At 35.7% G+C, this 12762-nt stretch carries 11 protein-coding genes; all 11 read right to left on the bottom strand.

Translation table 11 applies throughout. From position 1 onward, the window contains the following. Positions 1 to 488: 488 nt before the first annotated feature. The 11 genes from Q4493_RS06540 to grxB all read right to left on the bottom strand — a co-directional run bounded on the left by Q4493_RS06540 (position 489) and on the right by grxB (position 12719). Positions 489 to 728, bottom strand: a complete 240-nt coding sequence (locus Q4493_RS06540) for a YdcH family protein (protein ID WP_303450530.1) — start codon at positions 726 to 728, stop codon at positions 489 to 491. Between the two features lie 101 nt (positions 729 to 829). Next, entirely contained in the window at positions 830 to 2680 is a 1851-nt protein-coding gene (locus Q4493_RS06535; protein ID WP_303450528.1) for a monovalent cation:proton antiporter-2 (CPA2) family protein, read from the bottom strand. 1 nt (position 2681) lies between these two features. Next, the gene (locus Q4493_RS06530; RefSeq protein WP_303450526.1) at positions 2682 to 3287 is read right to left on the bottom strand and encodes an NAD(P)H-dependent oxidoreductase; all 606 of its coding nucleotides are present in this window, start codon (positions 3285 to 3287) and stop codon (positions 2682 to 2684) included. 415 nt (positions 3288 to 3702) lie between these two features. Beyond that, positions 3703 to 4428, bottom strand: a complete 726-nt coding sequence (locus Q4493_RS06525; protein ID WP_303450525.1) for an ABC transporter substrate-binding protein — start codon at positions 4426 to 4428, stop codon at positions 3703 to 3705. Continuing rightward, positions 4428 to 6668 carry an EAL domain-containing protein gene (locus tag Q4493_RS06520; protein WP_303450522.1) on the bottom strand — a complete coding sequence of 747 codons (2241 nt, stop codon included), beginning with the start codon at positions 6666 to 6668 and terminating at the stop codon, positions 4428 to 4430. The genes Q4493_RS06525 and Q4493_RS06520 overlap by 1 nt, the downstream gene beginning before the upstream one ends. 51 nt (positions 6669 to 6719) lie before the next feature. Next, positions 6720 to 7094: a GGDEF domain-containing protein gene (locus Q4493_RS06515; RefSeq protein ID WP_303450520.1), complete on the bottom strand. Its 375-nt coding sequence runs from the start codon at positions 7092 to 7094 to the stop codon at positions 6720 to 6722. A gap of 290 nt (positions 7095 to 7384) precedes the next feature. Next, positions 7385 to 7543: a hypothetical protein gene (locus Q4493_RS06510; RefSeq protein ID WP_303450518.1), complete on the bottom strand. Its 159-nt coding sequence runs from the start codon at positions 7541 to 7543 to the stop codon at positions 7385 to 7387. A gap of 428 nt (positions 7544 to 7971) precedes the next feature. After that, positions 7972 to 9930 (bottom strand): MHYT domain-containing protein, encoded by a 1959-nt coding sequence (locus Q4493_RS06505; protein ID WP_303450515.1) that lies wholly within the window; start codon positions 9928 to 9930, stop codon positions 7972 to 7974. Further along, positions 9930 to 10457: a DUF6436 domain-containing protein gene (locus Q4493_RS06500; protein ID WP_303450513.1), complete on the bottom strand. Its 528-nt coding sequence runs from the start codon at positions 10455 to 10457 to the stop codon at positions 9930 to 9932. The genes Q4493_RS06505 and Q4493_RS06500 overlap by 1 nt, the downstream gene beginning before the upstream one ends. After that, entirely contained in the window at positions 10445 to 11911 is a 1467-nt protein-coding gene (locus Q4493_RS06495; RefSeq protein ID WP_303450510.1) for a methyl-accepting chemotaxis protein, read from the bottom strand. Before Q4493_RS06495 ends, Q4493_RS06500 begins: the two co-directional genes overlap by 13 nt. A gap of 172 nt (positions 11912 to 12083) precedes the next feature. Next, positions 12084 to 12719: a glutaredoxin 2 gene (grxB, locus tag Q4493_RS06490; RefSeq protein WP_303450507.1), complete on the bottom strand. Its 636-nt coding sequence runs from the start codon at positions 12717 to 12719 to the stop codon at positions 12084 to 12086. Between the last annotated feature and the right edge of the window lie 43 nt (positions 12720 to 12762).

The following is a 12762-nucleotide window of genomic DNA, read 5'->3' as shown; positions in this document are numbered from 1 at the left end:
GGCGAATCAATAAACATATAACCGCTGATTTGGTGAGCAAAAAAATGATGAAAGATTATAACTGACTTGAGCCAACCAAAGGCTTGGTGTTTTACACTGACATGGAGTCACAATATGCTAGCAAGGGTGATTCATGTTCGTGTTAGTATAATGCTATTGTTGAAAAGAATTCTTTAATAGTCTAAAGCATGGTTAGCTATTGAAAAGACAGCAACAGACTCTCAACCATATAGGAAACAGTGTGATGACATATGTAACGGCTTTATAGTGCTCGTGTGGTCTATCGAGAGTAGCGCATTAACAAACCTTCTTAATAATTGTCTTGTGATTTAGTTTCGCAAAACAGTAAAAAAACCTGTTGCAGAACGCCACGATAAACGCTACTGGATAGGAAATTGAATTGAGCAGAGAAGAATTAGTTCAAATTTAAACTGACATTCCTCAATTGAAAACGGATAACTGTCAGCTCAAATCCAAGCTAAAACATCTTATGCATTCAATATTTTCTGGTAAAGTATATCTTTCAACTCTGCTCGCTCTTTCTTTAACTGGTGTAAAGTTTCATCATCTATTGGCGCGTTATTAAGTTCTAGCTCTCTAATTTCAGCATCGAGCGCATGATAACGTTGTGCATTTTTAGCAAAAGCTTGATTGCTATTATTTAATTGCTTAATAGTCTCTTGGTGTTCAGGAAAGTCGTTTAGTAATGAGTGATTTTCGCCTAACATAGTAACTCCTTGGTTTAGTAAAGTGATACGCTCTTGGTAGGAGCAAGTAAATTAGCATAACAACTCAAAGGCATTTCTCGACGTAGCTATGCAATCGATGGTTAAAGCTCTGGGTTTTTAGCGGTCCAAGCTTTATCAAGCGAAATTAAATTTTCGTTATTATCTAACTTCATTAATTCTTCTAAATGCTCATGGTGTTTTTGATATAAAGAAATATAATTTTCTTCTTCACTCCTTTGTTTGTATAACTCTGGCATCATATCGACATCTTTCTTATGAAAAATGTTCTTAAGACGATGTACTTCATAGGGGTCAATGCCTAACTGTTTCATCGCTGATTGCCCAATGTTTAAAGCCGTGCCAAATGTTTCGCGGTAGATACTGGCAATATTTAAATCCATAAACTCAAATACAGCTTCTCGGTCATTTGCATTAACAACTATTTTTAATTGCGGATAGTGTTTTTTGGCAAGTTCAACAAGCTGTTTAGTTGACTCCGTATCGCCCAGCGTAATAATCAACAATTCTGCCGTAGCAGCACCTGCTGACTCTAGCAAATCAAGCCTTGTCGCATCACCATAGTAAACCTCAAATCCCAATTTTCTCAAAATGCTCACATTACTGGCGTTATGATCGAGAATGATTGGTTTTATGCCCGCAGATATTAAAAAACGACCAACATCGGTTCCCAAACGACCAAAGCCCGCAAGAATGACATTATGTTCACCTTTTTCGATAATGTCTTTAGTTTCTTCTTTCTGTTCCTCTCCAGGTTTTTGAGACGTTTTCTCATGAATAACAAACATTACTGGGGCTAGAAACATAGAAATAGCTACTGCCGAGATCAAAGGTTCAATAACATCAATGGGTAAAACGCCACTACTTTTAGCAAGTTGAAATAACACAAACGCAAACTCGCCGCCTTGAGCTAAAGCAATAGCAAATAACCCTCGCTCAGCATAACTAATATTAAATACTTTGCTAACTACGACTAATACCAAAGCTTTAATCGCGATTAGTCCGCAGGTTAAGCCTAGAATAAGTGCTAATTTATTACTGATCAGAGAGAGGTTTAGGCTTGCACCAATTGAAATGAAGAAAATTCCCAACAGTAGTCCTTTAAATGGTTCAATATCACTTTCTAACTCATGACGAAACTCACTATCAGCCAGTACAACACCCGCCAAAAAAGCGCCTAACGCTGGTGATAAACCAACCATCATCATCAGAAGAGACGTGCCGATAACAAGCCCTAAAGCGGCAGCAACAAAGATTTCACGAACCCCGGTTTTTGCAATGGCCCTGAATATAGGTTTGCAAGCAAATTTACCCGCAATAAGCACGAAGGCAATAGCCGAAATAGTCACTAGTATTTGTATATGGTTTGGTAAAACACTAATATCAAATAACACCGAATCATGATGAGCTCCACCAGAAGTAGATAGCGTAGCCAGTAAAGGAAGTATGGCCAACATGGGGATCACTGCCAAATCTTGAAATAACAAAACTGCAAATATCGACTGGCCAGCTTCTGTTTTCATTTTTCCCTTTTCTTGCAAGGTTTGTAAAACTATTGCGGTTGAAGATAGCGATAATATAAGCCCAATTGCTATTGCTTGTTGCCATGGAAGAAGAATATAAGCGATACAACAAATGAGTAAGCTTGTAATGACAACCTGCATTCCTCCAAATCCCACTATTGGTATTTTAAGTTGCCAGAGCATCGCTGGTTTTAATTCGAGGCCAACGAGAAATAGCATCATCACTACACCGAATTCTGTGAAGTGCATGATTTCTTCTAAATCGTGAATTAAAGAAGCGCCAAATGGGCCAATAACTATGCCTGCCATTAGGTAGCCTAAGACTGAGCCTAACCCCAATTTCTTAGCGATAGGAACCGATATAGCCGAAGCTGCTAAAAAAATAAAAAACTGTAATAAAAAAGCTTCCATATCATTTGCTCACGGTTATTGGCGTATTATCATTTAAGGTTTCTTGTTGTTGTAGTTTATTAATGTCTAAAGAAGAGTCACGCAAAGCAATTAATGTGCGGCGATACTCTGCTGAGTAATTCTCAACTTTACCTTTAGCTAAACCTCTATGAACTCCTGTTACAGCAAATGGCGGAAGCCAACTTAAATTGCAAAGTTTGGCTGTTGCTCTGAGAGGTGCAGTAAGTTCTTTTAAAGTAAATTCATTGTACCCATCTTTTTGGTACGTTGAAGCGTCACCACCCGCAGTAATGGCTTGAAAAAACAATTTACCTTCTAATGCTTTTCCCTTGGAGCCATATGCCCAGTCGTGCTCTAACACTAAATCTAACCACTCCTTTATAATCGCTGGTGTGGAGTACCAATAAAGCGGATGTTGAAAAATAATAATATCGTGGCGTTCACACAATAATTGCTCTCGCTTAACGTCAATCATAAAGTCTGGATAATTAGCATAAAGATCGTTAATTGTTAAATCCTCTATATCTTTAACCGCATTGCGTAATGCGATATTTATATTTGATCGTGACTTTGCTGGATGAGCAAAGTTTATCAGTATCTTTTTCATTCAACGTATTCCTTATAAACGTGCAACTATTAATTATGACTATCTAGCCTATTTAGGAAACAGTGTTTAGATTGATTAATTTTCAAAAAATATTAGATAAAACACTTATGCTATAGAAAGTTAGCTAGGGGATTAATTGAAGTTATTGTAATCACGAGTTTTAGTTGATCACTTGTGAGGAGCAGTTCTAAAACTAAAAGGTTGAACAAGTATGATTAACTTAATTTTTTATAGCGGGTAAGTCGGACATTTAGTTTTTTTTATTGATAGCGTATTCATATAAAATAATACACCTTTATTGGTTGACGCTAATTTGATACTGCATACATATACTGTATTTTTAGTTCAAGCTTAACTTTGGAGAAAATACGCATAATTAACATGTGATGTCCGTAACACTTTGTCAGATTCTCATTTAGTTAACTTTTTCCTCCTTTAACATTAGCTTAATAGATGTGCTCCTTAATATTTGAGTTTGTGAACGATTAGAATATCTATTTAATGCCAAGTACGCTGGTGCCCTGTGAAATAAAGGTCCCCTGACGATATTTTTCTCATCAACATTGGTATTATTCTTTATAAATTCACGATATATACTTTCTGGATGCAATACTACCTTTACTCGGTTTTTCATTAACATTTCAAATGCTTGTTTATAGCTTGATAGCTGAAATTCCATGCGCTTTTTACGCTCATTCATTCTCATTAAATCTGCTACTACAGTGTGTCGTGTATAAGCTACATTTACTTTGTCTATTTCACTATCCCTAGGGCATTCTTTATAGCACCAATAATATATGTCTACATCATGAGTAACACTCAACCACTCGAAGTGCTCTTTGTTATTTTTCGTCTTTATAATTGAAAAAATCGCTGTGTTTTTATCTTTATTCGCATGATGTAGCGCTCTTGCCCATGGAACTATATCGATTCGGTAGTCAATGTTCGCATCCTCAAATATTTGTTTTACCTTATCAACTGCTAAGCCGACGGCCTTTCCACTCGATAGATATGAATATGGTGGATAATTTTCCCCATAAATAATCCAGGTTGCATTGTTTCCAGAACTGGAGAAAGAGCACAGTATCAATAATGATAGGAACAAAATATTCCAATTCATTTGCATTATCGGGTTATACATTATAAAACCATATTGCGTTCGTTAGTAGTAATATAGTTCAATATGTCCTTTTTGTTTAATGCCTTTGAAAAGTAATACCCTTGGAAAAGATCAACACTTTTTTCTTTAAGTAATGCAAGCTCCTCTCGAGTTTCAACACATTCGGCCACTACCTTATAACCTAAAAGTTTACCTAAATTAATAATTGTATCGACCAAAGATAATTTTACATTTGATGCCATCATACTTTTAATAAATGAGCCATCAATTTTTAGCTCATCAACCGGCAAAGTATCTATATACGATAGAGAAGAGTAACCTGTGCCAAAGTCGTCTAGAGAAATTGTCATTCCCAACCGTTGGAGCTCCTTTAATTGATCTAAACTTGTGCGTCTTATTTCAACCAATGTGGTTTCCGTTATTTCTAGCTTTAGTTGCTTTGGAGTTATGTTGAATTTCTCTAAAGTGGCAAGTATACGTGATTTTAATTGTTGGTTTTTAAGTAGAATAGAGCTTATATTTATCGATACCTTAAAATTTTGATCACCTAATACTCTATTGACAGATTTTAGTAGGCGACACGTATCTGCTAGCACCCGATCTTGTAAATCAAAAATGACCCCTAGATGTTCGGCGATAGGTATAAATGTATCAGGGGTAATATAACCTAGCTTAGGGTGCTCCCAACGGCATAACGCTTCCGCCCCTAAAACATTACCATTACTATCAACCAAAGGCTGAAACAAAGTATAAAAATGCTCAAATTTCAACGAGTTTAATATCGCTCGTTCAAGCTCTAACCTTTCGGCTTTTTTAGCAAGCATCGACGGTTCAAAACAAACAATTTGCCCCCCCCCTCTTTTTTTAGCCTCGTACATAGCGATATCAGAAAAGCTTATGGCGTCAAATTCCGGTTTTGTAGAGTTGTCAATTAAGTAATAACCAATTGAAGCACCCAAGAAATACGCTACATTGTTAATACTAATTGGCTTACTCAAGAGCTCTAAAATTTTTTCAGCATACGATAATGCCGTAGTGTTAGTGTGATAGTTTTCTTCTTGAATTAACACTACAAATTCATCTCCACCAACTCTTGACAGAAATATGTCTGGGGGTAAATTACTTGATAGTGTTTCAACTGCTTTTTGAAGAACACAGTCACCAACTCCATGCCCTTGCATATCATTAATGTCTTTGAAATTATCTAAATCCACATAAAGTACCGCAGTTGAAAATTGCCCAGTTTTTGCTTGTTGGTAGGCCGTTTGAATTCGTTGGTTTAAACACCTACGGTTTGCAATTCCGGTTAATGAATCTTGCATTGCCAACGACTCAATTTGTTCTTTACGTTTTATTTTTTCAGTTATGTTACGAGCTAGCCACAAAACAGTTCTTTCTGTTGTAAAAACATTCTCGGGTACTTTGACTACTCGTCCTTCAAAATGCCTGTCTACCCCATTCCAAGAAATAATATACTCTAGTGACTCCACCGAATTCGAACAAAGAGCGCGTTGTATTGTATTCGTTATTTTATTAGCTGTAGCAGGGCTGTGTAAGTCACATACATTCTTTCCGATAATCTCATCGGTATGAACGTGTAATTCTAAGTTTTTTTGGCCGTAAAGCTCTATATAATCTCCTGATTCGGAAAGTAATATTGCGACATCAGGAATAACCTTTGTAATGTTTAAAAATTGCGTATTAGCTCTTTCAAGCTGTTGGGTTAACAATAATTCCTGGGAGCGACGGGTATCACTTTCAATTGCAATTCCAGCAAGGTGAGTAAAATAACCTATAAACTCGAAATCGTTATCTGTTGGCGTATTTTCTGACGGAAAATAAATTGCAAAAGTCCCAATTACCTCTTTTGTTGAAGCGAATATTGGGATAGACCAACATGAAGAAAAACCATGTTTCAATGCCTTATCTACTTGTGCTTGCTCCCAACATGGGTCATTTTTAATATCTTTAGATACGTGTGTTTTCCCATAGAAAGCAGCTTTTCCACAGGCTCCACCATCACTCGCGATACGAACATGATTTAACGATTCTAAATATGTTACAGGTAAGTTGGGTGCAGACTTTACCTGCAAATAATTTTCTCTTTTGACCATTACCGACGCTACTGCAACTGAGCCCCAAAAAGCATCTATGGCTTGACACAGAACGTTTAAGCTACTCTTTAACGAATCGGCCAATGCAATTTTACCGATAACTTCTTGCTGCGCTATTAGTAATTTGTTTGCTTTAATAACTTCCATATAACATCCCTTCAAACTTCTGTCTTTTTTTTGCTCTATTGTTTTATTTTTCTATTTGGTATTGGTTACGCCCACCATTTTTGCACAATATAGCGCTGAGTCAGCTCGCTTCATCAAATTGGCAGCCTCTTGAACACCATTTTTATAGGCAGTTAGGCCTATAAAAATGGTTATATTGAAAGTAATTTCGCTGGTTTTAAATGAGGTATTAGCAATTGCGTCATTAATCCTTCTGCAAGTTATTTTGCTACGACCTAAACCCATATTAGGTAGTAGTATCGCGAATTCTTCACCACCCACTCGGCCTAGGTAATCTGTATCTCGCAACAAATTTGAACACAGTTGTGCTGTTTGCTTAATTACCATGTCCCCAGTTGGGTGACCATAGGTATCATTGACCAATTTGAATTTATCGATATCTAACATTAATAGGAAAAATGGGCTTTATAACGTTTACTCCTCGCAACCTCTTCATTTACCTTACCTATAAATGTCCGTCTGTTTAGTGATTGAGACAGGTCATCGGTTGTGGCTAATATTTCACAAACCCTTACCATCTCAACCAATTCTTTTTTAGTGTTTTCGAGTTCAGTAATTTCCATGCCTATAGCAACATGATAACCACTTTCAAGTGTTAATCTACTCATGCGAAAGTAACAATTAGCGACAGTATAGGTAGCAAAATTCGTTTCGCGTGTTTTTTGATTGCGATTCTTTCATGGAGTTAAATTACTCATTAATATCACTTTTTTTATATTGACACCTGTCTTGTTATCAAAAGCATAATGCATCACTTCAGTCTGTGAATTGCCAATCATAATCTCTAAACTTACCCCTGAAAGATCTGCCATTAACTCATTACTGTATTCGTACACACATTCTTCATTCATGACACAAATACTACATTGGCTTGCTCAAAAACCAACTTAGCGTCGCTAAAAGGTTCTTCACTTTTTATACCTTATAATCGGAATTGTAGTTCAGCTCTTTCTTATAATTAAAAAATTTTGACCCACAATAACCTTAATTATTCCAATTCTGGACGATTTTTGTTTTTTGTAAACAGGAGGGGTTTTGAAAGACTTTCAAAAATTATTGGAGAAAGATCAAAAGAAAGTGATCTGAATTGACCTTATCCAAAGTTATACCATGCCACTGAGAGGCTTGCCGCTTAACGAAGGATTGTTCAGTTAAGAAATTAAGATCAGTATCTAAAGGATGGGATCCACTTTTCATTTTATCGAGTAAATTGTACCAAAAATGGAGCCTGTCAAAATATGAATTATCTCAATGAGGTAAATTTTCAAAATTTAGCGGGAAGGGTCAAAGGCAATAAAATATGGAATAAAGAACCTTTTGAATTAGACTCCTTTAAAAATAACTCTCCACCGAGCTGTTGATAGATAATATTGTGAGCTATGTGTAATCCTAGACCAGTGTTTCCGTCAAACCGTTTAGATGAAGTAAATGGTTCAAAAATCACATCTTTAATTTCATTGTCCACACCACTACCAGAATCTTTAAAGGCAATTAATACATGCTCAGGCTCTTCTAGAGCGTATATAGTAACGTCTCCTTCATTTTGCTGGTGAAACCCATGTACTATAGTGTTTTCAAAGAGAATTCGTATAACCTGTAGCAGTAAATCTTGGTAGGTTTCTATTTGAATGACACCAGACACTTCAAATTTAACGTTGACTTTTATGTCATTAATTTCGTTATTAAGGCAGTGTTTTAAGGTATTGAAAAGTTCTTCTAAATTAACTTTCGACTTTTCGTCTTGGTATCGCTCCTTTGAAATAAGCTTAAAACGTTCTATAAGCTTTGATGCTCTATTTAAATTTGTCTTTGTCAGCCTTTCACACTCTTCGAATTCACTAAAGTAGTTACTTAAACTCTGTTTGGTTAACTTTCCTTCACTATATGCTTTAGATAGTGTTTCTGTTGTTTCTTTTAGGCAAGATAGTGCCGTGATTGAAACACCCAAAGGTGTATTTAGCTCGTGAGCGACGTTGCTAACTAACTTTCCTATAGAGGCTAGTCGTTTACTTTCAGCTAACTTTTCTTGCGTATTGTGTAATTGTTCCAGCGTTTTAATAGATAGATCTTTTGCCTGTATTAGCTCTTCTTGTCTTTTTGTTTCAAAGGTTATGTCTATCCATGTGTAAATATAGTTACCTGAGGTTGTTTTAGCTTTTCGAAAAAGCCAAACTTTATCGTTGATTGCTCGCAAAGTTACTTCAAAGGCTTCTTTGTTAGCTAGTTCAATTAATGCTTCGTTATTACTAACATAGTCATTTACAAACTGTCGCAGAAGTTCCTTAATATTTATGGTTTTATTTACTTTTTCAAAATTATTCCTAAAGCTATTGTTAACCAATAAAATTTTTCCATTCTCATCTGTAAAAACAAAAGGCTCAGACATGTTTTCAACGGTATCTAATATTTGAATGTCCTTTTGTTTAGCTCGGTCGTTAAGAATGGTTATTTTATTTTTAAAATAGAGAACAATTGACAGAGATAACAATAAAAATACGATTCCTGAAAGCACAGCTTTTTCAAGTAAATCAATATTTACACCACTTAATTGTGACTGTTGGATAGTAGGGAAAAAGTAAGCTGATTGCATAGCAATGTAATGCATAGTGGCAACAGAAAATCCAAATGTTAAAGCACTTAAAAAACTTGTCATGCTTTGACTTAATCTATTTACAAAACTTATTTTTTTAAGCTTTAAAGCTATTGTTATAGTGGCCATAAACCAAGATGCTAGAATAGCAACAACAAATATAATTGGGTCGTGAACCATTACAGCGTTAATCGTCATGGCGGCCATACCAATAAAATGCATAGCAGAGATACCAATTGCTAATAGTAGTCCGTTACAAATTATTTGTTTACTAGTTGTTTGTTCAAAGTTAAGGAAATGAATAATGCTTATTGATGCTAGAATAGCTGGTAATATCGAAATTAGTGTTGTTAGAGCATCATATTTGATTGGCATTTTAAGGTTGAGTGCTAGCATACCGATAAAGTGCATAGACCAGACTCCAATCCCAAGAGTGATACCTCCAGCGACTTTAATTAAAGTTACATTTCTTTCCTTTTGTTTGGTAGTGATAAAGTCATTGATTAACGTTGCTGAGTAGCCAGCAAGAACAGCGACTAAATAGGATACAATCACTAATGTTAGGTTATATTCTTCTAATAAAGCTGTACTTTTATCAATTTCAAAACTAAAAAAATGTATATGTTTCATCATTAACTTCCCGTGTTGCAATAGCACCCTTTTGCGGAGCTGATGATTAGGTTCGCTGAAAAGCCCTTTAAATGGTTTTCAAGAACAGTCGTTGCAAAACCATTTGTTTGTGTACAGCCAAGTCCCTCGCCATAGGGACCAAAATAAATTAACTCAGATGATTCTCCGATAATAGCAATAGAAGGCGTTGAAGGAACTGAATATTTATCACTGGCTTCCACATTGACAAATTCATAGCCATTCTTCTTAGCAACCTGTTCTAGTTGAGTTATATGATTTTGACTAACACTGTTACAGGCACAATCAGCCTGATAAAAGTTCACAATTGTACTTGCATTATTTAAAGGCTGATTATTTGCAAAAATTCTATTTACAAGCTCAGCTCTAGAGGTATTCTCTAAAACGCCATTTGGGTCGAACTCTGCGATACGTTCAATTGTCAAGAAAATAAATGCACAAGCAGTAAAAGCCAACCAAGAAAAAAAAAGTGCTACTTGAAATTTATCTACTTTCACCTTTACTGAAAACATAAAATGCTTTGTTCTAATTTAGCAGCGGTATCACTTAGCTTGTGAGACTCAATACCTAGAGAAATAACATTCTGTTTATTTTTTTCTACAGTAGATCTGAGTGTCTCAGTACTTTGAGCTATGCTGTCAGTCGTAGTAGACTGTTCTTCTACCGCAGCGGCTACATTAATTGATACCTGTGATGCGGTATCAACGATACGACTTGCACTTTTGACCTGCTCTAATGCATTCTCAGCATCTGAAATGACCTCTTTAACAACTTCTAAACTTTTAGACATTGATTCAGTTGATGTCTGAGAATAACTTTCTAAGCTGGCGATGGTGTCACTGATCTTATTTGTACTATCTTTGGTTCTATTTGCTAAGGCGCGAACTTCATCCGCTACAACTGCAAAGCCTCTGCCTTGCTCACCTGCTCTTGCAGCTTCGATAGCAGCGTTTAATGCCAATAAGTTTGTTTGCTCTGCAATACTACTTATATCGGTTAAAACTGCTGATATTTCACTAACAGAATTGACTAATTCTGATATTTGAGCGCTGGTATCTTCTAGGGAGGTGGCTAGGTCTTGGTTTTGTGATGTTATTTTTACAATTCCTTCGTTTGTATTTTTTGTATATACGTTTGCGTCTTGCATTTGATCGTTTAAGCCATGGGTCTCCTGCGATATTGATGATACAGTAACTGCCATTTCTTCAGCGGAAGTTGCAATCATATTCGTTTCCATATTGGTATCATCAGAGGATTTGTCTAGATCTGTTTTTGTTTCTTCTAAATTTTGATAATTATTATTCAGTTCAATGACCTCTTTTTTAATATTACCAATCAAGTTTTCTATAACATCAAGAAGGCTATTAAAAGCCAGTAGCGTCTTATTTCCCTTTGCCTCAGCTCTAATCGTTAAGTCAATTGAACTGCTGTTTTCAGTTAATTTTTCAGCCACTCTTTGTAACTCTTGACCAGTAACGCTTTCAGTCTTCATTATGCTTGCTATATAACTTGCAACACATGCCTCAGCGGTGGCATAACATGCATGAATGAGTACAGTACTAAACATCAATCGGTCTGGATCGAAGACGTAAACCAATGAGTTATTTGTTTGAAGGTAGTAAAAAGACAGGTGGTGAATTGCAATAGTTACTAAAGCTGTGACAAAAACTTTCCAATCTTGAAAAATAATTAATAGCGCCATTAAAATAAAAATTTCAAAGTGAACTTCTATCAACCCAAAGGATTGGTGTATATGGAGTGCTGCGAAAATCATTACGGCTACACCGCATACATGCTTTGTTAATACTGAGTTTGGATCTGACTTAAGAAAATAAATCGATACGAGCATTGCTGGTAAACCGATGATAAGGCCAGATACTAATGTGCTATAGACAAAGCCTAAAATTAAGCTCTCGATAAACAAAAATATAAGCAACCCTGTGAATAATTGATTTACTTTATTCATACATTCTTTAACCTTTTGTATTAAAGATTAATATCTTTATTTTAGCTTAAGATATTAACCTTAAGTTTCTAGTGGCTCAGATTTAGTGGAATTATGACTGTTAAACTAAAATTCTATTTTACCCAAATTATAATGGTTTTGTTTGTCGGATAATTCATTAAAGTCTTCCTTATTAGTAATTGGAACTTACCAGTAACTCTATTCCCAATTCCTCACTTTTTGACTGAACCCAGTGGTAAGCTTCGGTTGTATTCTTTATATCGGTCGTGCTGTAAAGTCCCCTTAATAAAGAGAAGTGAATAGCTTGATCCAAAAGTGGTAAATCAGATAGCATTTTGTGGTTGGACTCGAGTAATTCAATATGACTATTAATCTTCGATACGATTGCTGTCGAATTTTTTAATAAATTATCAAATTTTAATTCAGGTGTTTGCTTACGCTCTTTCCAGAATAGCCGGCTTGAATATGTTTTAAACTCTTCTAAACCCAGTAGGTGCCATCTCGGATAACCAATTTGTTGAATTAATGGAAAGGCAGCAGATTGCCACTCCAAGGTACTTAACTCTGGTTTTTGTGGGACTGATATTCCAGCAAGAGATTTAAAGTGCGCGATGATATCTAGGCTTTCTGCCATTACAGTTTCATCATCTGCAACGAGTATTGGTACGCTACGTTTACCAATTAAATCTATTGGGGTAGCACTATCATCAAATTCAATAACAACTTCTTCTATCTCAATTTTTAATTGTCTCGCAATAAAACGCACACGTGCACAAAAGGGGCAATGTTTATAAATATAAAGTTTCATCATAAATCCTAACGCTATATGACCACTGTGTTTAGTGGATACA

The organism is Colwellia sp. 1_MG-2023 (assembly GCF_030546755.1).
Lineage (GTDB): Bacteria > Pseudomonadota > Gammaproteobacteria > Enterobacterales > Alteromonadaceae > Thalassotalea_H.
The sequence above is the reverse complement of the archived record's forward strand: the minus strand, read 5'-3'. Positions and strand labels throughout refer to the sequence as shown.

Coding starts and splice junctions, on each gene's coding strand:
- Q4493_RS06540 (WP_303450530.1), bottom strand. CDS start 728: ATGTTAGGCGAAAATCACTCATTACTAAACGACTTTCCTGAACACCAA.
- Q4493_RS06535 (WP_303450528.1), bottom strand. CDS start 2,680: ATGGAAGCTTTTTTATTACAGTTTTTTATTTTTTTAGCAGCTTCGGCT.
- Q4493_RS06530 (WP_303450526.1), bottom strand. CDS start 3,287: ATGAAAAAGATACTGATAAACTTTGCTCATCCAGCAAAGTCACGATCA.
- Q4493_RS06525 (WP_303450525.1), bottom strand. CDS start 4,428: ATGTATAACCCGATAATGCAAATGAATTGGAATATTTTGTTCCTATCA.
- Q4493_RS06520 (WP_303450522.1), bottom strand. CDS start 6,668: ATGGAAGTTATTAAAGCAAACAAATTACTAATAGCGCAGCAAGAAGTT.
- Q4493_RS06515 (WP_303450520.1), bottom strand. CDS start 7,094: ATGTTAGATATCGATAAATTCAAATTGGTCAATGATACCTATGGTCAC.
- Q4493_RS06505 (WP_303450515.1), bottom strand. CDS start 9,930: ATGATGAAACATATACATTTTTTTAGTTTTGAAATTGATAAAAGTACA.
- Q4493_RS06500 (WP_303450513.1), bottom strand. CDS start 10,457: ATGTTTTCAGTAAAGGTGAAAGTAGATAAATTTCAAGTAGCACTTTTT.
- Q4493_RS06495 (WP_303450510.1), bottom strand. CDS start 11,911: ATGAATAAAGTAAATCAATTATTCACAGGGTTGCTTATATTTTTGTTT.
- grxB (WP_303450507.1), bottom strand. CDS start 12,719: ATGAAACTTTATATTTATAAACATTGCCCCTTTTGTGCACGTGTGCGT.